This is a genomic window from Saezia sanguinis (assembly GCF_003991585.1).
Classification (GTDB): domain Bacteria; phylum Pseudomonadota; class Gammaproteobacteria; order Burkholderiales; family Burkholderiaceae_C; genus Saezia; species Saezia sanguinis.
Window position 1 is genome coordinate 115737 of sequence record NZ_PQSP01000007.1, and the last position, 25159, is coordinate 140895.

A 25159-nucleotide genomic window follows, 5' to 3' on the forward strand; every position below is an offset into this window, starting at 1 on the left:
CTATATTAACATCTGCTTTCCTTGGTACGGGCCCGTCCGGCCCTCAACGGTATGAATACAACAGCTTTTTCTCCTGACACTTCCCGTGAATTTACCCTGTCCGATTTCGACTTTGACCTGCCACCGGAACTGATTGCACAGCATCCGGCTACAGAGCGCAGCGCCTCCCGCTTGCTGGACGGCACAGCAACACAGCCCGTAGACCGGATATTTCGCGACCTGCCGCAACTGCTGGCCCCTGGCGACCTGCTGGTATTTAACGACACCAAAGTCATCAAAGCCCGGCTGTATGGCGAAAAACCCACCGGCGGCAAACTGGAACTGCTGATCGAACGCGTGTTGCCCGATGCTTCCCCCGCGCAGGCCGACAGCCGTATTGTGGCCGCCCACATGAAAGTCAGCAAAAAACCTGCCATTGGCACTGTGCTGCACATGCACGGCGGCTTTACCGCCACACTGCTGGGCCGCTGGCCCGAAGAAAATGGCCCGCTGTTCCGGCTGGAACTCAGCGACGCCCCCTACGCGCTGATGGAGCAACACGGCCATGTGCCACTGCCGCCCTATATTGAACACAACGACACCGAACAAGACCAGCAGCGCTACCAGACCGTATTCGCCCGCGAACCCGGCGCTGTAGCCGCCCCCACCGCGGCACTGCATTTTGACGAAGCCCTGCTGAGCGCATTGCAGGCCAAAGGCGTGCAACTGGCGCATGTGACCCTGCATGTGGGCGCGGGCACATTCGCTCCGGTCAAGGTCGAGAACATTGCCGAGCACCAGATGCACTTTGAACGCTATGAGGTGCCCGCAGCCACCCAGGCCGCGATTGACGCCTGCCACACACGCGGCGGGCGTGTGCTGGCTGTAGGTACCACATCGGTACGTGCGCTCGAATCATGGGCCAAAACCGGCCAGATGCATGGCGACACCAACATATTCATCACCCCCGGTTTTCAGTTCAAGGTGGTCGACATGCTCATCACCAACTTTCACCTGCCCAAAAGCACACTGATGATGCTGGTGAGCGCCTTTGCCGGCTATGAACATATCCGCTCCCTCTACGCCCACGCCATCCGCGAGCGCTACCGCTTTTTCAGTTATGGAGACGCCATGCTGCTGAGCCGCAACCGCTGAGACCGGCCCGTTATTTTCCAATACAGAAAGCCCTGCCGCAATGTTGCAGCCAGCAAAACGTTCAGGGCAATCCTAGCGCTTTGTAAGCCAAAGCCATTGAGCTTCACTCACCACCGCCAGGCATATCTGCATACCCGTCTGCAATTGCTGCACACACATTTTCCGCCTGCCAGTTGCCTTGCAACACCGAAACCAATGCCCTGCCAAAATCATCCCAAAAGCAGTTGCACAAATAAAAGCACGGCATGTAAACAACCGCCACCCAAACAAGAAACAGACCCATGCAACAGACCGCTGTCACAGCAAACACAATCACACCCGCAGTTTTCCGGTTGCGGCAGACGACATAAGCCCCTAGAAAAATAACCACCGGCAGCCACATCCACAGCCAGACAGTCTTCAATACAGCTTGAGTCAAAGCAGGCATTAACAAAACCGCCATCTGCGGGTATTGCACCGCCAGGCTCAACGACACGTGGCAGAAAAACCATGTGGCACTGAACGCCACGGCTACCGCCAGCAGAAGGAAACTCTTTTGAACCTTACTCATACAATGACAGGTATAGAAAAAATCGGGAAGTAAAGCGCATAAATCATGACCACCATCAGAAGCAGATTAGCGATTGATATAAAAATCAATACAGATGCTCCAGGTCTGCACGCGCGCAAATAGCTCATGCTGTCAGCAGCAACAGCACAACCGGCAATAACATCCAAAGCCAGTTCCAGTGGATGACCAGCGCCGTCAGCGCGGGTAAATTATTCGCCCCCATTTCGGCAAATACCCTCCCATACACGGGTGGCACCATGTATATGGTGACAGACACCAGCAGTGTCAGCAATGCGCTCAAACCGATCAGGACTTTCTGCGTTTTATTCATCACCCCTACAGTATAGCCATTCGTCAAAATAAAGCGATAATTCGCATGACACACTTTTTGATCAAAACACACATGCTGCAATTTGAACTGCTTAAAACCGAAGGTCAGGCCCGCCGTGGCCGCATGACGTCAAACCATGGCGTTGTGCAAACCCCCATTTTCATGCCGGTAGGCACCTACGGCACCGTCAAGGGCGTGCTGCCCCAGTCGCTGCTGGACATGAACGCACAGATCATTCTGGGCAACACCTTTCACCTGTGGATGCGCCCGGGGCTGGATGTCATGCAGCAGTTTGGCGGCCTGCACCAGTTTGAAAACTGGGACCGCCCGATACTCACCGACAGCGGCGGATTCCAGGTCTGGAGTCTCGGGGAAATGCGCAAAATCACCGAAGAAGGCGTGCACTTTGCCTCACCGGTAAACGGCGACAAACTGTTCCTCTCGCCCGAAGTCAGCATGCAGATTCAGACCACGCTCAATTCCGACATTGTGATGCAGCTGGACGAATGCACGCCCTACGAAACCAAGGGCCACATCACCACCGAAGACGAAGCACGCCGCTCCATGGAAATGAGCCTGCGCTGGGCCGGGCGCTCACAGGCCGAATTTGCCCGGCTTGAAAACCCCAATGCCCTTTTCGGCATTGTGCAGGGCGGCATGTTTGAAAACCTGCGCGCCGAATCCGCCGCTGCACTTGCCGAACTTAATTTCCCCGGCTATGCCGTCGGGGGCGTGAGCGTGGGCGAGCCCAAAGAAGACATGCTGCGCATCATGGCGCATACGCCGCGCCTGCTGCCCGCCCATAAACCCCGCTACCTGATGGGCGTAGGCACGCCGGAAGACCTGGTCGCCGGCGTTGCCAACGGTGTGGACATGTTTGACTGCGTCATGCCCACCCGCAACGCGCGCAACGGTCACCTGTTCACCCGTTATGGTGACCTGCGCCTGCGCAATGCGCGCTTTCGCGCCGACCAGAGCCCGGTTGACCCCACCTGCACCTGCTATACCTGCCGCAACTTCAGCCGCGCCTACCTGCACCATCTAGACCGCTGCGGTGAAATGCTCGGCCCCATGCTCACCAGCATACACAACCTGCACTATTACCTGAACCTGATGCAGGAAGTGCGTGACGCGCTTGACGCAGGCCGGTTCAGCCAGTTCCAGCAACAGTTTGCAACTGAGCGCGCGCAGGGCGTTTAAAAAACACCCGACATTTCAGGTAAATGCCAACGGGATGAAACGCCACCCATTCATTCAAACCCTGCTGCGCCCGCTGCGGTCATTGCTGCGCACCATCAGCATGGTACTGATCGCGCTGTTGCTGCTGTTTGAGGAATGGGGCTGGGAACCGCTGAAAAAACTGCTGACCTGGCTGCTGCGCTGGCCTTTCTGGCAAAGGCTCAGCGCCCGCATTGCAGCCCTGCCGCCTTATGGCGCGCTGGCCACATTTGCCATTCCGATCATGGTTGACGAAAGCATCAAAATTATCGGGCTGATTCAAATGGCGCGCGGCCACGTTGCCTGGGGTATTGCCATCATCGTCATTGCCAAAATCATCGGCACAGCACTGGTTGCATCCATTTACAACATCACCGAACCCCAGTTGCTGCAACTGCCCTGGTTCGCACGCTTTCACGCGTGGTGGATACCCTGGAAAAACAACATGATGGCCAAAGTCCGCAGCACACCTTTCTGGCAATGGATGACTGCGCATCTTCATGCAACCCGCCAGTTACTGGTATCGTTTTTTGTGCGCCTGAAAGCATGGCTGAGCCACATACGCAAGCATTAGGCAATATCAGAGTCAGCCCGGTTTGACGCCGGTACGGCACTCCTGTGCTTTAAACCACTTGCGCGCGTTCATATAGCCGGGCTGTAACTGCGTTACTCCACTGTCGAATAGTCTCTGTTTGGCTTACACCGCTTTTACTTTCAAAACCCTGTATTTAATCAACAGCCCATGCGGTGCTGATAGAATGTGCTTCAAAATCTTCATAACTTAACGCCATGAACCCGAATTCTGACTCCACTGCCCCTGCCTTTAACACCACCACAGAATCAGAAAATCAACACAGCACCCTGTTTTCCATCGGCATTCGGCAGATGCTGGCCCAACCCAAAATCAAAGACAGTTTTTTGCTGTCACTGTGCGCAACCCTGAGCCATCTGCTGGTATGCTGGATTATTTGTACAGTCATCCATAGTCAAAGCCGTATTCAGGAGGTACTCTCTCTGCCCGGGTTTCTGGTTTTAAATACATCCATTCCAACTCTCTTATTCATACTGACACTGTTCATGGCCTATATCTACAGATGGCCGCAGGCACACCCGCCAGTCAACAGACAAACCATAGCTACTTTTGCACTGGCCGGCGCATTGATCAATGCCCCCATCTTTCTTTACGGTTACGCTACAGCGTTTTTACTCCAATATACCGTCAGTTTTGGCTACAGCCTTTCAGAAGCACAGTACATCATGTTTCTGCTGACTCCCCTGAAACTATTGCTAATATGGGTATGCGTCTTCCTTTGCATGCTCGCCATAGGTCAACTTTTTGCGCAGAAAACCACTTTTTCGAAGCCGGAACAAATCGGCTACCAACCCATGCTGGGATTATTTGCCGCCCTGCTGGTTTTGGCATTCCTCCAGACACAACCCAGCGAAATACTGATAGCTCAAAGTCTGGTTCCGATGCTCAAATCCATGTTTGAATTTGAAGAATATGGTACGGTTGTAGCTGTACTTCAAATTGTTGCGCAGTTGATTACTCTGCTGTTTATCGCACTGCTGATCCCTCTGGCATACGCTTTTGCGTCCACAGCGCTCGAACGCAAACGTCTGTCCGGCCTGACCTTGCGATACAGCATCAGTGCGGTACTTGCCTCTTTGGTGATCCTGTATTTGATCGGTTTGGCAATTTCATTTGTTGTATTGAAACTCATAACTTCTTTTAAGTTTCTTTATTTTGCCCAAGAGTTCTTCGGGTTACTCATCATCGGCATGTTAACAACAGCTATTTTTCTGGCAATTGTGGTATGCAAGCACCTCAGCACCACAGGCTGGCGGATTTATGCCATTGCCGTTGGCTGTGCACCTGCCGTATGCTGTTTGCTGATATTGCTGATTCAGCTGACATTGTCATATATGCCGGCAAGTTTGGCATTTGCAGCGGCTGTGACATGTCTGCTGGCATGGTTCATATTTTTTCTGATGCTGGATTACAGCATCAAAATAGGTATGAGTGTGCTGGTTCGTACCAACGCGCATCTTACCCAGTCACCACGTCTTTAAAGCCTCCCTGCGCATACCCGATGTTTCCGGCATATTTGGGACCCTATTTGGGGCATATGTCGGATTTATTCAAGACCTTCCACCCGCACACCGTTTAACATATTGGCATCACCAACCAACTGTCAACGAGACTACCATGCAATTTACCTATGCAATTCTGTATGTGGACGATGTACGCCGCTCACTGGCGTTTTATGAACAGGCTTTCGGCTTTAAACCCCGCTTTATACATGAAGACGGCAACTGGGGCGAACTCGATACCGGCGCCACCCGGTTGTGCTTTTCATCGCACAAGCTGATGGCTCAGCTTGGCAAGCAGACTTCCCGTGCCAATGCCAAATCACCCTGTTTTGAAATTGCCTTCACTACCGATGATGTACAGGTCGCCGTGAATAAAGCCGTGGCGGCAGGCGCTGAACTCATCAGCGAGCCTGAGCAAACACCCTGGGGGCAAACGGTTGCTTATGTTGCCGACCTGGACCATGTGCTGGTTGAAATCTGTACCGCAGTTGGCGATTAGTCGGTGGTTAGCCAGCCTGGGCAATGGTTAATGCCGTATCGCATTCAGTCGTACCCGGGCTGCATCACCGCATGAATCAGCGCCGGCTGCTGCCTGAACATTGCAGGCGTCAGCCCGAACCAGCGTTGAAACTCACGGTTCATGTGCGCCTGGTCAGCGTAACCCTGTGCAGCAGCGATATCGGCTAAAGCCTGCTCCTGCACCAGCAAAGCCCGGGCACAGCGCCGTGCGCGCACCAGCCCTTTCCAAAATGATGGCGTTTGCCCGGTGCCCTGCATCACCACTCGTTGCAAGGTGCGCTCTGAAACACCCAGCGCCCGGCCAGCTTTGCCAATACCGGCTGTATTTGAAATCGCGGCCAGCGCCTCACTTAAAGTGGCATCCAGCAGCACAAAATCACCCAGAATATTTTGTACCCGTGCAGGCGCACAATCATTCAACCCGGAGAGCGCATCCAGCAAACCCCGGCTATCTATGCGCACACCAGGGCGAAAGCGATAGCCTGAAAACACATCTCCCGGCTTATAAGCCACCGCATAGGAACTCGCATCCAGGCTTGAAACCATGCAGCTTGACTCTCCCTGCGGGGAGAAGCGCATGATCAAATCGCGGCAACCGTCAGGCAACACCATCATCTGGCCACATTGCGCCGGCGCAAAATGCCATTTATCCAAAACACCTGGAGGTAACGGTGTAAAAGCTACATTCACCATGCCTTATTGTAAACCCACAGGCCCAGCACATGAAGCTGTTTCAGCCAAACATGTTCTACTGACCTGCCCAGCAGGATTTATCAGATAAACCACAAAGCCGTTGCACAAAGTCATTGCTCTACTCTGCCAGGGTACAGTAAACTGGCGCTCAAACACCTGTGCCTCACAGCGCCTGTCCGCTTGCAGGCTGTGTTAAGCAGCGTTGATTATTCTATGGTTTTATTCAAATTCCACACCTTATGGCACTGACAACTGAACAGCAAATTCTGATTGAACAAAAAGTCACCAACTACGGCAAGTCCACACTGCTGGCCTACCTGCTGTGGTTCTTTCTCGCGGGGTGGGGCGTGCACCGCTTTTATCTGGGGCATATCAAAAGCGCTCTGGCCATGATGACGCTGACTCTGATCAATTCCATTTTTCTGGTCATACCATTTATGATCCAGTTATTCAAACTGTCAGCCTGCATGGAGCGCTACCCCAGAAGCTATGACCGTATGTGCGGCGGACTTGACAATCTATTTGGCGGCCTGATGTTTGTTGGTGCAGCCGCTGCCATCGCCATAGCAATCTGGTTCATTGTGGATGCATTTCTGATTCCCGGCATGGTACGCAGGAAGAACGATGAATTGCGCCAGCGCCTGTCTGCCGAAATGACAGCCACGTCTGCGATACCTGCAGCACCCACGGCCCCTGCAAACATGGGCAATGGCACACAAACGCTTCCCATGTAAAAGCCGTTTCTGCATACCATGCCATTGAATTCCAGCCAGCAATACCTGCTTGAAAGCAAGCTGAAAGCGCAAGGCAGATCAGCCGGCGTGGCGTTTGGCATCTGGCTGTTGACCGGGCTTTGCGGCGGACACCGTTACTATCTGGACAAGACCAAAAGCGCCCATGCCATGCTGTTGCTTTCCATACTAGTCACGGTGCTTCTGCTGACTGCCATCGTCGGTGTGACCCGAACGGCGCTGGCAACCACGGGCCTGAATGAAACACATGGTAGCCCTCTAGCAGGCCTGCTGGCCCTGTTTGGCGAAATAGCATCCGGTAACCTGACACTGCGTGAACTGGTATTCACGCCTGTGACCCTTTTTCTGCTGAAAGCAACCGGCATTTGTTTTGGCGTATTGCTGCTGTGGTGGATAGCAGATGTATTTTTCATTCCTGCCACCGTTCGCCGCTATAACGCAACCCTGAAAGAAAAACTGCTTCAGGAACTGGGCGACAGCCACACCGCAGATAACTCAACCCAGACGCCGCCTGCACACGTCAAGCCGTCAGCTTAAACGCGCCCTTGGCTAAAATACGGCCATTCACCTGAATTTCCACCACATGCCTGCCCGGATAATACCGGCGTGTGGTTACCTCCTTCATCGAATGCAGCTTTTCAACGACCCGTTTTTCGCCTGCGGCAAGCGAGAGTTTCGTCAGCTTGAACACTTTGGGAATGCTTTTACCACTCTGCCGCACATGATGCACCACATAATCCACTGTCAGCTTGTGCGCCTGCTGATCCTGGTTCTGTATTTCAAACGCAATCTTCACATTGCCGCCAATCGCCACAGAAGCCGGGGAAATTTTCAGTTTGCGCACGTCAATGTGCTCGCCCCCGCTGGCCCCCACGATCTGCAATGCTTCCTGGTTGCCTTTTTTAATCAGCGTGCGTAAAGCATGTTTCACAATCCAGGCGGTTTCTGGCGTTGGGCTTTCCTGTAGCCAGCGCCGTGCGGTTACCAGCACCACATCCGGGTGGTCTTTCGATATGTCATTGAGATTATTTGCGACTGACTTGCGCACATATTCCGACGGATCACTGCGCAACATTTCCAGCACCGCCAGTACCGGTTGCGGGTCTTTCACAAACATCGCCAGCACACGCCCCCACGGCAAACGCGGGCGCGTACCCTCGCTGGCCGCCCGGCGCACGTGTGCGCTTTTGTGTTTAGCCCATTGCCTCACCGTTTTCATTGTCATGCTATGGTGCTGTTCAATGAAGGGGCGAATGGCAAATTCAGCCGTGTGCCGCTGGGTAATTTCGCGCAACGCCTCCAGTGATTCTTTCGGATGCTGCAAGCCGTACTCTTCGACAAAGCGTGCCACTGCCATCAGGTACCAGCCATCATTGAACATGCCCTGCCCGACCTCAAGCGCTTCATCCAGCGAAGCAACCAGCATACCAACCGCTTCAGGATAATCCTGCGGCAGCCGGGTACGCAGCCCTTCGGTCATAACCTGTACCCGGTCTTTGAGCTCTTTGCCTGGAATGCGCCGGTCCACCTCTGCGGCATAGCCTTCCACATCAAACTTCTTGTCCAGCCTTTTGATTTTCAGCCCCAGCACCCGTGCCGCATCACCATTGAAATACTGCTTGAAGCCAGATTCTGCTGCTGCCATATATGCTCCAGTTTCATCATCAACCCTCAGGCATAAACGCCCGCATGGCACATTATAAATTTGAAAATGCCTATCGCTCTTCAAACTTCCTGCGGCCACCCGAAAGTGATTCATGCTTTAAAACCCCTGCCACACGCAAAGCACTGCATAATAGGGGCTGGTTTTTTATATTTTTGACTTTGCTGTAGTTCATGACATCACCTGCTCCCCATCCATACGCCAAAAACACCTCCGATTCAGCCGCCAGCAAACAAGCGCTGGCCTGGCTGCACACGGCCCGCTTTTACACCACTGCAGCACAATTGGAACACCTGCCGCCGCCCGACCTGCCCGAAATTGCTTTTGTCGGACGCTCCAATGCGGGCAAGTCCACCGCCATCAATACACTCACGCAGCAAAAGCGCCTGGCCTTTGCCAGTAAAACACCCGGGCGTACCCAGCACATCAACCTGTTTGCACTGGGCCGCCAGCAGCAGGTCAATGCCCGTTTTGCCGACCTGCCCGGCTATGGTTACGCTTCGGTGCCTAAAGAGGCCAAATGGCGCTGGCAGCAGGTGATGGTGAATTACCTGCAAACCCGCCCCAACCTGCATGGCATTGTGCTGCTGATTGACCCGCGGCACGGCCTGACCGAACTTGACGATATTTTGCTGGATGTGATGCGTGAGCGTGTGACGGCCGGACTCAATGTGATGGTGCTGCTGACCAAGGCCGACAAGCTGACCCGCAGCGAAGGGCAAAAAGCGCTCTCGATCGTACGCATACAGGCCGGGGGCGCCAGTGTGCGGCTGTTCTCATCCACCAAGCGTACCGGCGTGGCAGAAACTGCGGTGGAACTGTACAACTGGTGCCATCCTGACGCGCCGATAGGTTCAGCCGTTGAGCCGTCTCCTGCTGAGTCGGCATAAAACATGACGGTTATTTCAAAATACGCAAGGACACTGCATGATTAACACCCGGCTCATTCCGATTGCCTTAGCCTGCCTGTTTGCCAGCCATGCATTTGCAGACGACCATGCGATCATGCAAAGAGGCTATTCACCTGCCGAGTCTTTCAGGAATTTTACACTCAGCCAGTGTGTTGCCAACGGTTTTCAGCAACATGCCGATATTCAAAAGGACGCCCAGATAGCTGCAGGCGGCTATCTTGAAATCGGCCATTATCCAATTGAAGCATACGAAGAAGCCGTGACACTCAGCAAACAGTTTCTGGCACGCGAATACCGCACCATGGCGGGCCAATCGCTGACACTGATGAAATGCATCGACCTTTACCACAGCGATGAACTGACGGCCCTGGTCGAAAAATACGAATACGCATTGGCCCACCCCGACCAGGAGCACGGTAGCAACTGACCTGACAGCAGGTTTTGCCACCAGGTGCCTGTCTGACCCAATGCCATCATTTGAACATCAACGATGTTTAAATCCTTAATTGCTGCTTTCGCCAGGCGGCTTGTGTGCAGACAGCAGATGGCGTGAGAAAAAGTAGCACAATGCCAGTGCCGCCATCAAGATCACCGCGCCCACATACCCGACATAGGCGGTGCCCAAGTGCAGCGATACCTGCCCGCCGATCAGCGCCCCGCCACCAATGCCAATGTTAAAAATGCCGGAAAACATTGCAATTGCCACATCGGTCGCGTCAGATGCAATGGCCAGCACCTTGGTCTGCAACGTCAGCGCAATCATCACCATCGTCGTGCCCCAAAACAGGCACAGCGCCGCCGTGCTGTACATGCTCCCGGAGCATAACAGCAGCAACGCCAGACACCCGAACATGATCCCCATCGGCTCCATCAGCATACCTATGGGATAACGGCTGCTGTACCTGGGAAAAAAGTAACTGCCGATCAGCCCGGCACCACCCACCACCAGCAGCAGCAACACCACATCGTCCTTGCTGAAGCCGGCGACATTCTCCATGAACGGGCCAAAATAGGTATAGGCAGTAAAGTGCCCGGTTACGATGATCGCGATCAATGCATACACATGCAACAGTGCACGCCGCCTGAACAGTGAAGGCAGGCTTTTCAGCGAACCGGCATTGCTGCTGGGCAGCAGCGGCAACAGGCGCCATAACACCACCATCACTGCCAGTGCCACCGCACCAATACACAAAAACGTCACCCGCCAGCCCAGATGCTGCCCGATGACCGTACCAATCGGCACGCCCAGTACCGTCGCCATGGAAGAACCGGCCACCATCATGCCCAGCGCCTTGGCCCCCTGGCCTTTGGGCGCCACACGCACCGCCAGTGCAATGGTAATCGACCAGAAAATGGCATGCGCACAGGCAATGCCCATGCGTGCGGCCATCAGCGTGCCAAAACTCCACGCCACACCGGCCAGAATATGGCTGAGCACAAACACGCAGAATAGAAACATCAGCAGGCGGCGCCGCTCGAACCTGGCAGTCAGAATCGTCAGCGGCAGTGACAGCAGCGCCACCACCCAGGCATAGCCGGTAATCAGCAGGCCGGTATGCGCCACATCCATCGAAAAACTCGGCGCAATAGAGGTCAGCAGCCCGACTGGCACAAACTCGGTGGTATTGAAAATAAACGCGGCAAACGCCAGGCTGATAACAGGAAGCCAGGACTTAAGCGCAGGCAATTGAGATGAGGTTGTCATAAAAACACGAATCTATATTACATCGGTACACCCCCAGCATTCTCCGCCCCGCACGCAGCGTGGCAGCACAACGCAGGCATCAATGAATTGCCTTGGTTCCTGGGCTAGATCCTGGGGATGCAAAGCTGTAGATTCTGAATATCCATAAATAGACTTTTGTTAGGCTGTTTTTCAGCCAAGATGAGCCAGTGTGACCTTACCGGCCCGTGCGGCAGGTTGATCAGACTGCACCGTATTGTCGCTCTGTTTTGCGCCCGGTTACACCACCCAATGAAAAAACCCCGAACACCGATTCGAGGTTTTTTCTCAGCATTTCAACAGGTGCCGCCTGAACAGCCGCACCTGAAGGGTATACCGGGGGCTGATTACATCATGCCGCCCATGCCACCCATACCGCCCATGCCACCCATGTCAGGTGCGCCGGCAGCGCCTTCTTCCTTGGGCTGCTCAGCAATCAGGCAATCGGTGGTCAGGATCAGGCCAGCCACAGAAGCGGCGTTCTGCAAAGCAGAGCGGCTCACTTTGGCCGGGTCCAGCACACCCATTTCAACCAGGTCACCATACTCGCCATTGGCGGCATTGTAACCATAGTTCTTTTTGCCTTCGAGCACTTTATTGATCACAACGCTGGGCTCATCGCCTGCATTGAACACAATCTGGCGCAGCGGCTCTTCCAGAGCGCGCATCACGATTTTGATGCCGGCATCCTGATCGGCATTGTCACCTTTGAGGTCTTTAATGGCAGAGCGGGCGCGCAGGAACACCACGCCACCACCGGCCACAACGCCTTCTTCCACAGCTGCGCGGGTTGCGTGCAGTGCATCTTCGACGCGGGCTTTTTTCTCTTTCATTTCGACTTCGGTCGCAGCACCCACACGGATCACGGCCACACCGCCAGCCAGTTTGGCTACGCGTTCTTGCAGTTTTTCGCGATCATAGTCAGAGGTTGCTTCCTCAATCTGTGTGCGGATCTGTTTCACACGGGCTTCAATCGCATCAGCCTGGCCAGCACCGTCGATGATGGTGGTGTTTTCCTTGCCGATTTCAACGCGCTTGGCCTGGCCCAGTTCAGCCAGAGTCACTTTTTCCAGTGTCAGGCCGACTTCTTCAGCAATTACCTGACCGCCGGTCAGAATGGCGATGTCTTCCAGCATGGCTTTACGGCGGTCCCCAAAACCAGGGGCTTTCACAGCCACGGTCTTCAGGATGCCACGGATGCTGTTCACCACCAGGGTTGCCAGCGCTTCGCCATCCACGTCTTCTGCAATAATCAGCAGCGGACGGCTGGACTTAGCCACCTGCTCCAGAATCGGCAACAGATCACGGATGTTGGAAACCTTCTTGTCGTGCAGCAGGATGTAAGGATTGTCCAGAATGGCAACCTGTTTTTCTGCATTGTTGATGAAGTAAGGTGACAGGTAGCCGCGGTCAAACTGCATACCTTCAACCACTTCCAGTTCGTTTTCCAGGCTTTTGCCGTCTTCAACGGTAATCACGCCTTCTTTGCCCACCTTGTCCATGGCGTCCGCAATGATCTTGCCGACGGTTTCATCAGCATTGGCAGAAATGGAACCCACCTGGGCAATTTCCTTGCTGGTGGTTACTTTTTTAGCGGTCTTTTTCACTTCTTCCACAATGGCGTTCACAGCCTTGTCGATACCGCGTTTGATATCGGTGGGGTTGAAGCCAGCGGCCACATACTTGAAGCCTTCACGCACGATGGCCTGTGCCAGCACGGTAGCGGTGGTGGTACCGTCACCAGCGATGTCATTGGTCTTGGAAGCCACTTCCTTCACCAACTGGGCACCCATGTTTTCCAACTTGTCTTTCAGTTCAATTTCTTTTGCCACAGACACACCGTCTTTGGTCACGGTCGGGGCGCCGAAGGAGCGTTCCAGCACCACGTTACGGCCTTTGGGGCCCAGCGTCACTTTAACGGCATTTGCCAAAATATTGACGCCGTTAACAATCTTCGAGCGGGCGTCATCGCCAAATACGACTTGTTTTCCAGCCATGTAAATCTCCTAAAATTCAGTACAAATAATCAATTACTTTTCAACAACTGCAAACAGATCGTCTTCTTTCATGACGAGCAGTTCCTGGCCGTCAACCTTCACGGTCTGGCCGCTGTATTTGCCAAACAGCACGCGGTCGCCGACCTTGACATCCATAGCCACCAGCTTGCCATCTTCACCGCGGCGCCCCGGGCCCACAGCCAGCACTTCACCCTGATCGGGTTTTTCGGTAGCAGCATCAGGAATCACAATGCCAGAAGCGGTTTTGGTTTCGCTTTCAATGCGCTTGACAACAACACGGTCATGCAGCGGACGAAGTTTGAGGGTCATTTCAGCTCCTTAAAAAACTGATTGATAAAGCGGCAGATTTGTCATATCGGACCATGTGCTGCCGCTTTGTAAAACTAAAAACCAGTGAGTGCATTGATGTATGCATAGGCATTATTAGCACTCACCCCTAACGAGTGCTAATAATAGAGACTTCGCCACCAAATTTCAAGGGGGTTAAGGGAAATAGCATCAATAAAAATGGATATTTCATCACATGTAATGATTGAACTATGCAGCAACAGCTTCTGCGCCTGTCACACTCAATGCAAAAGCCCCGACACTGGCAGACACCTCCCCCAGCGGGCAAAGCAATGACAGCTCATCATGCGGGCTTTCATAAAACCGCAATGTCCCTGCCGCCTGATGAAATGCGCCGGCCATACTTGACGCCACACTGGCCCTGACCAGTTGATGCGCACCGGAACCCGGCTTGCCAATGATGCTCGGCGCACATACCAACCCAAATGTCGGCAAAGCCAGAAAACCCAGCCGTTCTCCCGGCGCACCGGTCAGCGTCAGCGCCAGATCGGCCAGACGCCGGTCTTTGACTGCCAGGCTCGCCCCCATTCTGCACCCGGCCTTCCGGTAGGCCGCAGCCGGGTGGTCAATGCCATAAGAACGCGTCATCCAGACCTGCCCCAGTTTTTTCGGCCAGCCCTGCAACAAGCCCCTCATCATAGAAATATCCTGATCCACCCAGATCAACGGGCAATACAGCCTTTTGCTCCCGGCCTGGTCAATGGCCTCAATCAAAACAAAAAACTCCTTGTACTGGGCATATACAGGGTCAAGCAGTTCCCAGCCATCGGTGGTCGATTGCCAGTCGCAAAAATGCCCGTACGCTGTTCCGGTTGCATTGCCAAAACCGGCTGGCAGCAAAGTTTGCGCGGCTTTGGCATCAACAGCAAACCGCAACGAAATCACTTCGCCCGCATAATGCCATGGCGGCAGCGGCACCAGTGAAGAGCGCCCGGATGGTGTCAGTGGTGGTGTGAGGCCAGATAAATGCGGCATGGTCAATCTCCTGTAGAAAAATTAATGCCTTAATATATTCCTCATATAAAGAAAAATGATTTCTTTTTTACTCCAAAAAAATAATAATTAGAAAAAATATTTTTCAATTAATTAAAAATTAGGAATAAATGACCATGTCACTGGAAAAAGCGGATATTCGCATACTGCGCACACTGCAGATGGAAGGAAAACTGACCAACCAGGAATTGGCCACCCGCATCGGCATGTCGGCCTCGCCCTGCTGGCGGCACGTCAAGAAACTGGAGGACGAACACGTGATCACCGGCTACAAAGCCGCCATTGACCGCAAAGCCGTTGGGCTGGGCGTTTTGGTATTTGTCCGCATTCAGATCGACACCCACTCACACGATGAAGCACTGCGCTTTGAAAACGCCGTGCACAGCCTGGACAATGTGATCGCCTGTTACGCCATTGCTGGCGAAGCTGATTTTTTGCTTCAGGTGGTTGCAACCGATATGGACAGCTACGCCGACTTTGCCATGACCGTGATACGCCGGCTGCCCGGCATCAAAGAAATGCACACCATGTTCGTATTGAAAGAGATCAAACCCCTGAGTCCGCTGCCGATCCCGGCCTGAGCAGAGCTGCCAGGCGGCAAAACACCTGGCAGCCTGGCACTAACGATAACGCTGCCACAGCAATTCAAAATGCTGCAAATACTGGCTGACCAGCACCGGGTTATCCGTCGTCAGCACATTTTCCTCATTATGACGGCTGGCCGAAAGCGTCCAGTTGAAACTGCCATTCAAAAGAATTCTGCGGTCAAACACCGCAAACTTATGGTGCATATGGTATTCGCTGTGATCCATGCACAGCGCGATGCCGGCCTGTTGCAGTATTTCGATATCGCTGCCCGCGTCATGCTGCTTTTCATTATCGGTAATCACACGAACCTGCACACCACGCTTGTGGCATGCGAGCAGCTCGTCGCTGAGCACATTGTCGGCAATGGTAAATACGCAAACGTCCACACTGCTGCGCGCACCACGGCACAACGAACGAATGGCATGGCGGCAGGCATCCCCCGGGCTGAAATAAGCGCTCGCCTTGATACGCTGCGGCGCAGAAGTGGCATCCAGCGTTTTCACCACCTGCTCCAGCCATTTAAACCCCTGCATCACCTCTTGCCGGTCCAGCCCGGAATGCATCATTTCGCGCACCATGTCAAAAGCACGGTTGCGCATAAAACGGATACGCTCAGGATCCAGCACTTTACCAAGCTGCCTGAGCTCGTCACGCTCCTCATTGCTCAGCCGCCAGTCCGCCGCAGTTTCACGCAACTGCTCATCCAGGTGATCAAAATCCATATGCTTCCTTATACATGGCCCTGATTGCAACACCGTGCATGCCAACCGCATGCTGTCAGGTCATCAACCGGCACTCATCATTGAATTGCAGAATGTACCATTGTGATACGATTAAACGCAACTATCAGCCCCGCTGGTAAAAGCCACCTAGAAACCCCCACAAACAATTTTGCAATTCGCTGGAGATGTCGTAATGCAGCCTTATATCTGGGCAATCGAAATTCTGGGCCAGTCTGGCCATAGCTTTCCCGTTTTATTCAACGAAAAAGGCGATTTACTTGATATTGGTGTAAGCAGCGTGGGTGCCGTTAGCCTATCAGATGATCAGCAGCCCTACCTGAACGCTTGTGATGACAGCAGCCAATGGGGTTACATCAATCACACGGGTCAGTGGGCCATTCCCCCTCAATACAGTGAAGCACGTATTTTCGGCCAGGAAGGCTATGCCCGTATGTGCCAGAACAAACGCTGGGGCATGGTCAACACCCAGGGCAAACTGGTGGTTCCCTGCGAATACCCACAACTGACAACAGCGGACCAGCACCTGTGCCTGGCGTTAACCGAGCAAGGCACCCTGCTGCTTATCGACCTGCAAAGCGGTGAAAAACAACTTCTACCTTCTGCTGTTTCCGAACAGGCCAAAATCCATACCATCGGCGGCTTTGGCGCATATGGCCTGGCCCCCATCGTTTATCGTGAGAAAAGTAAAACCTATACCATTTACCTGAACCGCCAGGGTGAAAAAGCCATTAATGCCAGACAGGGCCGGGGGCATGCATTCACCCCTGATGGCATTGCCCGCTTTGAAGATGAAGCCTCCCGTCAGTTCGGCTTGATCAACGGCAAGGGCGAATGGACTGTCAAACCCAGCTACAGCTTCATGACGGACTTCAGCGAACAGGGGCTGGCCGTTACGTATTACAAACCCAGCGTGTGCCTGAACACCCAGGGCGAAATTATTTACGACAACCGGTATCACGCCTTCTCCCCGCAAGACCTCAACTGCGGGCTGATCCGCACTCACAATGGTTTTCTCAAACAGCCTGGTGGTGAAATGCATATCGAATTTGCGCCACTCGGTATTGAATATGCCCACCCATTCTTTCAACACAGCGGCGTCACACTCATCTGCACCAAAGATGCACGCTGGGGCCTGCTGACGCCCGAAGGGCAGACCATTTTCAAAGACCATTGGATAGAACCTCTAAGCAACCACGACAGCAACAAGAACAACTACCACGAATTGGTCGGGAGCCTGCGGTTTTTGCCTGCTTTTATCACACATCAAAACACCATTGAATACGTTTTCCCGGACGGCTCGGCCATCGCCACACTTCACTTTGACCATGAACATGCCACATTAAAAAACGCTGCCGGGCAAATACTGAAAACCTACCCCATCGAACAGATGAAAAAACCCGGCCTGTTCTTTAACCGCGACGCCTGTTGCAACTTAAACTATACCAATGAGCAGTTGCAGCAACTGATTGACACATTGCACGCCGCACCGGCACGTGACTTCTGTTTTATTGACTATGTATTTGGCGGGGCGCGCGAAGACGACACCGCAGATGAATATGCCATTGACGAAGACCTGGAACCCGAAGATATCCTCCACGGTGCGATCAAAACACTGGCCGTGAGCTACTACAGCGAAACCGATTGGTCCAGCTATCCGTTTTTGAGCGATCAAAGCGACCATGCCTTCAATGAAAACTACCAGCAACTGCAACAGCAGTTGGTACAGATTCTAGGGGAGCCGGAGGAAGATGACGTGATCTTCAAGGGTGACTCCAGCCAGTCCAGCGCATGGCAAATGGATGATGAACGCTGGCTGGTGCTGTTATTTTTCAGTCAATATGGTGATGGCGACTTTCAGCATACGCTGTGCCTGTTTATTTGCGACACCTTTGATAATGAATGAGAAAGCGCCGCATAGCCTGCTGTACCGGAATTGATTCGGTACAGCAGAACATACCGTCAAACAATCAGCGGGTTCTCGCCAAGCCGCAGCATGTTGCAGTAAACATCTTCTTCCAAATACTGTTTTTTCGATTCGGGATCAGCCTCCACGCATAGCGGCTGAAATACCTCTGTCAGTTTTTGCTGCACGCCTGTGGCACGATCCAGCCGCCTGGCCGCATGTTCCTGCCCATCTGTCTGAATTTGATTCATGCCCGACAGCACCAGATCAGCCTGAACATCGCCCATCACATGGATATGCTGACCAAACTCCACCAGCGATTCAGCCTGCACATTGCCACCAACCACCATGCCACAGTTATTCGAAGAGTTTGCGTATACATGCCCGGCATGAAAGTTACCGCTAATTACGCACCATGAATCATGCACAATCACATTGCCGGCCGTTACGTTGCCCAATACGATCAATGCGCCTTCTTCAACCTCGTGGCATGTTTCAAGCAGCCCCCTCACATGCAGATTGCCGTTCACAATCAGGCAGTCGCATGAAGCTGCAAGTTCATCAAGCTCAAAATCACCATCACAAAAACGAATCTCAGCCGGGCGGTAATCATCCTCTTCAGACTCATGCGCCTGCAGCGCCACCTCTGCATCGTTCAATACGCTTCCCGCATGCTTTTTGATCAGTTCCTGTGCCTGTTCGTAACTCAATGTCGGCAATGCAATCAGCTCCATGTTACGTACACCTCACTTCTCATAACGTCAACATACTTTTTGTGAAAAAAAACCACCGGCAGAACAATACCTTCTGCCGGTGGTGTTCCAGATTTTATTGTAGCTTAATAGCGATAAGTGTCCGCTTTATACGGCCCCTGCTTGGACACGCCAATATATGCGGCCTGCTCATCGGTCAGCACCGTCAGGTTGACACCCAGCTTGGAAAGCTGCAGGCGCGCCACATGCTCGTCCAAAATCTTGGGCAACACATACACCTGCCCTGCCTTGTATGCATCGGGCTTGGTATACAGCTCAATCTGTGCCAGCGTCTGGTTGGCAAATGAAGAAGACATCACATAGCTTGGATGCCCGGTGGCGCAACCCAAATTCACCAGACGGCCTTGTGCCAGCAGAATAATGCGTTTGCCATCGGGGAAAATCACATGGTCCACCTGCGGTTTGATCTCCTCCCACTTGCACTTGGAAAGGGACGCAACATCAATTTCATTGTCGAAGTGGCCAATGTTGCACACAATGGCTTCATTCTTCATCTTCTCCATGTGCTCGTAGCGAATCACATCCTTGTTGCCGGTCGTGGTCACAAAAATATCGCCCTTGTCAGCGGCCTCTTCCATCGTCACCACTTTATAGCCTTCCATCGCGGCCTGCAGGGCACAAATCGGGTCAATCTCGGTCACCCATACCTGTGCTGAGAATGCACGCATGGCCTGTGCGCAGCCTTTGCCCACATCGCCATAACCGCACACCACCGCAATCTTGCCGGCAATCATCACGTCTGTTGCGCGTTTAATACCATCCACCAGCGATTCGCGGCAGCCATACAGGTTATCAAACTTGCTCTTGGTCACCGAATCGTTCACATTGATGGCGCGCAGCAGCAAAGTGCCCTTGGCCGACATTTCATTGAGGCGATGCACCCCGGTAGTCGTTTCTTCGGTCACGCCGACAATCTTGGCCAGCTTGCGGCTGTACCAGTTGGCATCTTTCGCCAGGCGTGCTTTGATCGCTGCAAACAGGGCTTGCTCTTCTTCGCTTTTCGGGCTGGCAATCACAGAGGCATCTTTTTCTGCCCTGCTGCCCAGGTGCATCAGCAACGTGGCGTCGCCGCCGTCGTCCAGAATCATGTTCGGACCTTCGTTTTCAGCGCCCTGGTCGCCAAACTCAAAAATACGGTGTGTATATTCCCAGTACTCCGTCAGCGACTCGCCTTTCACCGCAAACACCGGCGTACCCTTGCCATCCGCGCCATTGGCCACAATGGCCGCAGCCGCATGGTCCTGCGTTGAATAAATATTGCATGAAGCCCAGCGCACCTGCGCACCCAATGCCTGCAGCGTTTCAATCAGCACGGCAGTCTGAATCGTCATGTGCAGGCTGCCTGCAATGCGGGCACCCTTGAGCGGCTGTTTGGCGGCGTATTCTTCACGAATCGCCATCAGCCCGGGCATTTCCGTTTCAGCGATTTTAATTTCCTTGCGACCCCAGCCAGCCAGCTTTAAATCAGCAACAACGTGGTCTACAGTCACTTGTGGTTGTGCTACAGCATTCATTGATCAATCCTTTTATATTCAATTGATAACGCCCACCCGCAGCACAGCAGCAGCTTTGCTCACACCATGCCTGTTTATCAGGTGGGTGAGCGCCGTTTGTCATTTAAACGTATGAGATCTCCGAGCCTGGCCCCATCAACTGAAATACACACTTCAGCGCAAGGTCGCAACGCTCCTCGGAACAGCGTCTATTGTACTTGTTTTGCTATTTTTGAAAAAAATAGTCTGAAGACCATTCCTGCTTTCCTGCATTTCCATTTTTTCTGCACACATGAAGCCAGACCAAAATTCGCATCTGCACAATTAAACTCATTGGCCTACAAACACATTGATAGACAGACTTTCCCATGGCAAGACCCGGCGTTAATTTTTGCATACGCACAACACACCACGTTTCTCTTTGCGAAACGGCGTTTCACTTTTTGCTCATGGTTTCCCCTATTTATAACTCCCCTGGCTTGGCTTCAAAATGTACCATCCGCCCGGCAAGTGCTCTGTTGAGCAAGTACAAGCCAGGCAGATTATGCTGCCAAGCCTTGGAGACAACCTTTTTATGGCTGAAGCAGTATGCAACCAGAATTGTGCTCTCATGCAGCGAAATGCAGTCTGAAACACATTTCTATTAAAAATATTGATAACGAATAACTGAATCATCTACAGCAAAACATTGCATTTGCGCCATAAGCGTCCTTAGCTTTACCGCTTCTGAACGCCCATGCGCATGGCATTTTGTTGCTTTGTTGGACTCAGCTTATTTTTGACTAAAGAGTATTTTGATATGACAACAACCGCTCACAGCGCAGCAGAACTGAAAGCACAACAACGCGCGGAAACCAGAAAAAGCGTCAAAGCCATCGTTGCCAGTGCCACCGGCAATCTGGTTGAATGGTATGACTTTTACATCTATTCGTTTGCAGCAATCTACTTCTCATCGCAGTTTTTCCCAACAGGCAGCCAAACATCCCAATTGCTCAAAGCCGCCGCCGTATTCGGCATCGGCTTTGTCATGCGGCCAGTCGGCAGCTGGTTTTTCGGCCGCATCGCCGACCGCAAAGGCCGCAAGGCATCACTGCTGCTCTCGGTTGTTCTGATGTGTCTGGGCTCACTGGTCATTGCCATTCTTCCCACTTTCAGCACCCTAGAAAGCTGGGGCATCAACGGCCTCTGGGCAGCGGTATTCCTGACCCTGGCACGTATGCTGCAGGGCTTTTCCGCCGGCGGCGAATACGGTGCGACAGCCACCTACATGAGTGAAGTCGCCACCTCGCGCAACCGCGGTTTCCTGGCTTCGTTCCAATACGTCACGCTGATTGGCGGACAATTGCTGGCCACGCTGGTCCTGCTGGTACTGGGGCTGCTGCTGAGCAAAGAAGAAATGGTTGCCTGGGGCTGGCGTATTCCGTTCCTGATTGGTGCTGCCGCAGCACTGGTTGCGCTGTATCTGCGCCGCAAACTGCATGAAACTGCACCTTCTGACGCACAGAAAAACAAAGAGGCCGGCACCATTAAAGGCTTGAAAAACTACAAAAAAGGCGTCATGCTGGTATTTTGCATTACCGCTGCCAGCTCGCTGTGTTTCTACACATACACCACCTACATGCAGAAGTTTTTGGTCAACACAGCTGGCATGGACCCGAATATCGTGCACATGATTTTCCCGGTTGTGCTGATTCTGTTCATGATCATGCAACCGTTTGTCGGGGCCTGGTCTGACCGTGTCGGCCGGCGCAACCACATCATCACGTTTGGTATTTTCATGGCCGTTGTCACCTATCCGGTTCTGACATTCCTGGGCCAGGGTCATTCACCCATTGTCACCACGCTGGTGTTGCTCATTCCGATGTTTGGCCTGAGTTTTTATACATCCATCAGCGGCATCTTCAAAGCAGAACTGTTCCCGCCGCACGTACGCGCTTTGGGCGTGGGCTTCCCCTATGCCATCGCCAATGCCATTTTCGGTGGTTCTGCTGAATATCTGGCGCTGCAGTTCAAAGACTGGAACATCCCCAGCGTGTTCTACGTCTACGTTGTCTGCATGGCCATCATGGTCACCTTCATGGGCTTCCTGATGCCGGACTCACGTAAACGGGGTGCCAAGGGTATCGCGCAAGACTTGAGCATGCACGAACACCACCCGCAGCACAACACACCCACGCATACAGAACCCAGCACAAGCGCCGGTTTAACCCGCGCTTAAGCTGACGAACCGATTCTTCCTTCCTGATGACCACGGCATTTCACCATGCCGTGGTTTTTTTATGCCTCATCCACACAGGTTATTTTCAACCCCCAGTCCGATACAATAACGTCTTCATCACCAATACGCATAGCCAAAGCGCCTCATGGAATTACAGTTTTTAGGCACCAGTGCCGGCGTTCCCACGCTCAGGCGCAATGTCACCAGCATTGCACTCAACCTGCTCAAAGAGCAACAGGGCATCTGGCTGTTTGACTGCGGCGAGGGTACACAACACCAGATCATGCGCAGCGGATTGAATCCGCAAAAAATTGAACAGATATTCATTACCCACATGCACGGCGACCACATCCTGGGATTGCCAGGGCTGCTGACCAGCCGTTCCATGTCCACCGGCCCGCAGCCGCTCACCGTATATGGCCCGCCAGGCATACGCCGCTATCTGGAAACGGTACTGGAAATGACGGCTTCTTATCTGACCTACCCGTTGACCATCAACGAAATACAGCCTGGCGCCATCATGCAGCAGCCACAATTCACCGTGCACGCCGCACATCTGGAACACCGTGTGGAATGCTTTGGTTACCGCATTGAACAGTCTGCATTGCCTGGCGCATTGGATGCTGGCAAACTCCAGCGCGACAACATTTCCAGCGGCCCGCATCTGCAACAGCTCAAAAACGGGCAAACCATCACCCTGCCTGATGGACGCATCATCAACGGCCAGGACTACATTCACCCGGCAACACCGGGCAAAATCATCACCATCATGGGAGATACCGCACCAGCCCCACAGGCCGTGGCACTGGCGCGCCATGCCGACATTCTGGTACACGAAGCCACGCTGGAGGCCGCGTTTGCCGAAAAAGCCAATGAACGCGGGCACGCCACCACCACGCAGGCTGCACAGTTTGCCAAAGACAGCCAGGCAAAACAACTGATCATCACGCACATCAGCGCCCGTTACCACCAGATGGACGAACCCCGTTTGCTGGAAGAATGCCGTGCCATATTCCCGGCCACGGTAATGGCGCATGATCTGGAAACATTCCCCGTCAACTGAAATCCATTCAGTTGACCCCACCGCATTGCCGCACTGGCAACAGCAAGCTTAAAAAAGAGCAAGGGGGCCTGTGGCCCCCTTGCTGTTACTCTCTCATCTGCTCGCGTGTCTTACCACTGCCAGCCCAGCCCAAGCTGGAACTCATAGCGCTCAAAGCTCTCTGAACCTCTCTGCGCTCCCACATGGCCCCACACACTCAGCCTGTCTGTGACCTGACCCTGTAAGCCGATCTTGACTTCCCCTACGTTCTTCCCAATGTCACTGCTGACCTGGTACCCGTTCAGGCTCACACCGCTGTCCAGGTTGTTGTGCAGCCAGTTGGCTTCGATGAATGGGTTGACACCATGCTGCCCGGGTGCATTCTGCCCGTACAACCGCGCTCCCAGCCGGGTCTGGATGCCGCTGCCTTTGTTGCTGCTGTACCAGGTGCCAAGGCTGTCGTAGAAGTCGTCTGCATCAACATGGGTGTAGATGAGCTGGGCATGGGGCTCGAGTATCCACGAGCGGCCATTCTCCTGCTGGCTGAGTTCAAACCCGTAGCCGATTTCTCCTGACAGCGCATACCCGGTGCTGTCGTATTTGGTGGTGCTGTATTGCGCTGCACCACTGAGTTTGTTGTCGTACCACGCATAGTAGGCCCAGACGTCGGCAAACAGGCCTACGTTGTTGTCGGGCAGCCAGCTGCCATAAACACCAACCTGGTAACCGTTGACTTTGCCGTCGGCACTGGTGCCGGTTTGTCTGGATTTGTTGTCGATGTCACTATGCCCATAGCCGGCGTATACGCCTGCCACCAGGTTGTCGCGCTGGATCAGGTCAGCACCGATTTGCAGCAGCCCGGTTTTGATGGTGACTTCCTGTTTGCCGTTCAGGATGTCGCTTTGGGCGCGGTTGTAGTTGCTGCGCATCCAGATGGTCTGGTCGGGTGAGCGGGTGCTGTCGCGACGGTCCAGGATGTTCTGGTTGAACATGGTGGCTGCTGCATACTGGTTGCCCAGGTAGGAGCCGATGTTGGGGTTCCACAGGGCGCGGTTGGCCCAGTCCCACCACCAGTTGTTGTTGCTGCTGGTGGTGTCGTAGTTTTGCAGGTGCCAGTGGCTTTCGTTGCCGGGCAGTGTGCCTTGTACGAGGATGTATTCAAAGGCGCCGTAGGTGACGGGTGCATCGAGTACGAAGCTGCCGGCGTCCTGGGTGCCCATGACTTCGACGATTTTGATGCCGTCATCAATGGTGAGGCCTCCGGTGCTGCCGATCATGGGGTTGACGATGATGCGGGTGGCACCACTGCCCATTTGTACGTTGTCTACCACCAGGACGTCGCTTAAGCTGTTGACGCCGCCTTCGTTGAGGTGGGTGTCGACAATGAGGCTGCCGCCATTGGAGATGTACAGGCCGCCGCCATCGGTGCCGGGGGTGGTGCCCCCGGTGATG

At 53.6% G+C, this 25159-nt stretch carries 25 protein-coding genes and 1 riboswitch; of the genes, 13 read left to right on the forward strand and 12 right to left on the reverse strand.

What is annotated here, in order from left to right:
* Positions 1-51 precede the first annotated feature (51 nt).
* Positions 52-1134, forward strand: coding sequence for a tRNA preQ1(34) S-adenosylmethionine ribosyltransferase-isomerase QueA (gene queA / locus CUZ56_RS11760; protein ID WP_126980595.1), 1083 nt, complete (start codon positions 52-54; stop codon positions 1132-1134).
* A gap of 103 nt (positions 1135-1237) precedes the next feature.
* Here queA and CUZ56_RS11765 read toward each other — a convergent pair whose 3' ends face one another.
* Positions 1238-1684, reverse strand: a complete 447-nt coding sequence (locus CUZ56_RS11765; RefSeq protein ID WP_126980596.1) for a hypothetical protein — start codon at positions 1682-1684, stop codon at positions 1238-1240.
* Positions 1685-1808: 124 nt separating this feature from the next.
* Positions 1809-2015, reverse strand: coding sequence for a hypothetical protein (locus CUZ56_RS11770; protein WP_126980597.1), 207 nt, complete (start codon positions 2013-2015; stop codon positions 1809-1811).
* Between the two features lie 72 nt (positions 2016-2087).
* Here CUZ56_RS11770 and tgt point away from each other — a divergent pair, with 72 nt between their 5' ends.
* The 4 genes from tgt to CUZ56_RS11790 all read left to right on the forward strand — a co-directional run bounded on the left by tgt (position 2088) and on the right by CUZ56_RS11790 (position 5826).
* Positions 2088-3215, forward strand: coding sequence for a tRNA guanosine(34) transglycosylase Tgt (tgt, locus tag CUZ56_RS11775; RefSeq protein ID WP_126980623.1), 1128 nt, complete (start codon positions 2088-2090; stop codon positions 3213-3215).
* Positions 3216-3249: 34 nt separating this feature from the next.
* Entirely contained in the window at positions 3250-3807 is a 558-nt protein-coding gene (locus tag CUZ56_RS11780) for a hypothetical protein (protein WP_126980598.1), read from the forward strand.
* Between the two features lie 215 nt (positions 3808-4022).
* Positions 4023-5306: a hypothetical protein gene (locus CUZ56_RS11785; protein ID WP_126980599.1), complete on the forward strand. Its 1284-nt coding sequence runs from the start codon at positions 4023-4025 to the stop codon at positions 5304-5306.
* Positions 5307-5442: 136 nt separating this feature from the next.
* Positions 5443-5826, forward strand: coding sequence for a VOC family protein (locus CUZ56_RS11790; RefSeq protein ID WP_126980600.1), 384 nt, complete (start codon positions 5443-5445; stop codon positions 5824-5826).
* A gap of 44 nt (positions 5827-5870) precedes the next feature.
* On the opposite strand, the gene CUZ56_RS11795 is transcribed toward CUZ56_RS11790, so the two are convergent.
* On the reverse strand, positions 5871-6461 hold the full coding sequence (locus tag CUZ56_RS11795; RefSeq protein ID WP_162615337.1) for a helix-turn-helix domain-containing protein: 591 nt from the start codon (positions 6459-6461) through the stop codon (positions 5871-5873).
* Positions 6462-6778: 317 nt separating this feature from the next.
* Here CUZ56_RS11795 and CUZ56_RS11800 point away from each other — a divergent pair, with 317 nt between their 5' ends.
* On the forward strand, positions 6779-7273 hold the full coding sequence (locus tag CUZ56_RS11800) for a TM2 domain-containing protein (protein WP_126980602.1): 495 nt from the start codon (positions 6779-6781) through the stop codon (positions 7271-7273).
* Between the two features lie 18 nt (positions 7274-7291).
* Positions 7292-7828, forward strand: a complete 537-nt coding sequence (locus tag CUZ56_RS11805; RefSeq protein ID WP_126980603.1) for a TM2 domain-containing protein — start codon at positions 7292-7294, stop codon at positions 7826-7828.
* Here the strand turns inward: CUZ56_RS11805 and CUZ56_RS11810 are convergent.
* Entirely contained in the window at positions 7812-8936 is a 1125-nt protein-coding gene (locus tag CUZ56_RS11810) for a DNA alkylation repair protein (protein WP_126980604.1), read from the reverse strand. The two genes, CUZ56_RS11805 and CUZ56_RS11810, sit on opposite strands and share 17 nt — an antisense overlap.
* A 191-nt stretch (positions 8937-9127) precedes the next feature.
* Between CUZ56_RS11810 and yihA the strand changes: the two genes are divergently transcribed.
* Positions 9128-9844 carry a ribosome biogenesis GTP-binding protein YihA/YsxC gene (yihA, locus tag CUZ56_RS11815; protein WP_126980605.1) on the forward strand — a complete coding sequence of 239 codons (717 nt, stop codon included), beginning with the start codon at positions 9128-9130 and terminating at the stop codon, positions 9842-9844.
* 37 nt (positions 9845-9881) lie between these two features.
* The gene (locus CUZ56_RS11820) at positions 9882-10292 is read left to right on the forward strand and encodes a T6SS amidase immunity protein Tai4 family protein (protein WP_126980606.1); all 411 of its coding nucleotides are present in this window, start codon (positions 9882-9884) and stop codon (positions 10290-10292) included.
* Positions 10293-10367: 75 nt separating this feature from the next.
* Here the strand turns inward: CUZ56_RS11820 and CUZ56_RS11825 are convergent, their stop codons facing one another.
* The 4 genes from CUZ56_RS11825 to CUZ56_RS11840 all read right to left on the reverse strand — a co-directional run bounded on the left by CUZ56_RS11825 (position 10368) and on the right by CUZ56_RS11840 (position 14929).
* A complete protein-coding gene (locus CUZ56_RS11825; protein ID WP_126980607.1) occupies positions 10368-11570 on the reverse strand; it encodes a sugar transporter in 1203 nt (400 codons plus the stop codon).
* A gap of 365 nt (positions 11571-11935) precedes the next feature.
* Positions 11936-13585, reverse strand: coding sequence for a chaperonin GroEL (groL, locus tag CUZ56_RS11830; RefSeq protein ID WP_126980608.1), 1650 nt, complete (start codon positions 13583-13585; stop codon positions 11936-11938).
* Between the two features lie 33 nt (positions 13586-13618).
* Complete coding sequence (gene groES / locus CUZ56_RS11835) at positions 13619-13915, reverse strand: co-chaperone GroES (protein ID WP_126980609.1); 297 nt, start codon at positions 13913-13915, stop codon at positions 13619-13621.
* Positions 13916-14143: 228 nt separating this feature from the next.
* Positions 14144-14929: an acetoacetate decarboxylase family protein gene (locus CUZ56_RS11840; protein WP_126980610.1), complete on the reverse strand. Its 786-nt coding sequence runs from the start codon at positions 14927-14929 to the stop codon at positions 14144-14146.
* A gap of 134 nt (positions 14930-15063) precedes the next feature.
* Between CUZ56_RS11840 and CUZ56_RS11845 the strand changes: the two genes are divergently transcribed.
* On the forward strand, positions 15064-15528 hold the full coding sequence (locus CUZ56_RS11845) for an Lrp/AsnC family transcriptional regulator (RefSeq protein WP_126980611.1): 465 nt from the start codon (positions 15064-15066) through the stop codon (positions 15526-15528).
* Between the two features lie 39 nt (positions 15529-15567).
* On the opposite strand, the gene CUZ56_RS11850 is transcribed toward CUZ56_RS11845, so the two are convergent.
* The gene (locus CUZ56_RS11850; RefSeq protein WP_126980612.1) at positions 15568-16257 is read right to left on the reverse strand and encodes a phospholipase D-like domain-containing protein; all 690 of its coding nucleotides are present in this window, start codon (positions 16255-16257) and stop codon (positions 15568-15570) included.
* 193 nt (positions 16258-16450) lie between these two features.
* Between CUZ56_RS11850 and CUZ56_RS11855 the strand changes: the two genes are divergently transcribed.
* Complete coding sequence (locus tag CUZ56_RS11855) at positions 16451-18181, forward strand: WG repeat-containing protein (protein WP_126980613.1); 1731 nt, start codon at positions 16451-16453, stop codon at positions 18179-18181.
* A 56-nt stretch (positions 18182-18237) separates the two neighbouring features.
* Here the strand turns inward: CUZ56_RS11855 and CUZ56_RS11860 are convergent, their stop codons facing one another.
* On the reverse strand, positions 18238-18915 hold the full coding sequence (locus CUZ56_RS11860) for a polymer-forming cytoskeletal protein (protein ID WP_126980614.1): 678 nt from the start codon (positions 18913-18915) through the stop codon (positions 18238-18240).
* A gap of 104 nt (positions 18916-19019) precedes the next feature.
* Positions 19020-20468 carry an adenosylhomocysteinase gene (ahcY, locus tag CUZ56_RS11865; protein ID WP_126980615.1) on the reverse strand — a complete coding sequence of 483 codons (1449 nt, stop codon included), beginning with the start codon at positions 20466-20468 and terminating at the stop codon, positions 19020-19022.
* Positions 20469-20548: 80 nt separating this feature from the next.
* Positions 20549-20652, reverse strand: a riboswitch (S-adenosyl-L-homocysteine riboswitch).
* Between the two features lie 594 nt (positions 20653-21246).
* Here ahcY and CUZ56_RS11870 point away from each other — a divergent pair.
* Entirely contained in the window at positions 21247-22665 is a 1419-nt protein-coding gene (locus tag CUZ56_RS11870; protein ID WP_126980616.1) for an MFS transporter, read from the forward strand.
* 145 nt (positions 22666-22810) lie between these two features.
* Entirely contained in the window at positions 22811-23728 is a 918-nt protein-coding gene (gene rnz, locus CUZ56_RS11875; RefSeq protein WP_126980617.1) for a ribonuclease Z, read from the forward strand.
* A 110-nt stretch (positions 23729-23838) separates the two neighbouring features.
* Here the strand turns inward: rnz and CUZ56_RS11880 are convergent.
* On the reverse strand, positions 23839-25159 hold a 1321-nt coding region (locus tag CUZ56_RS11880), incomplete at its 5' end, for an autotransporter family protein (protein WP_162615338.1).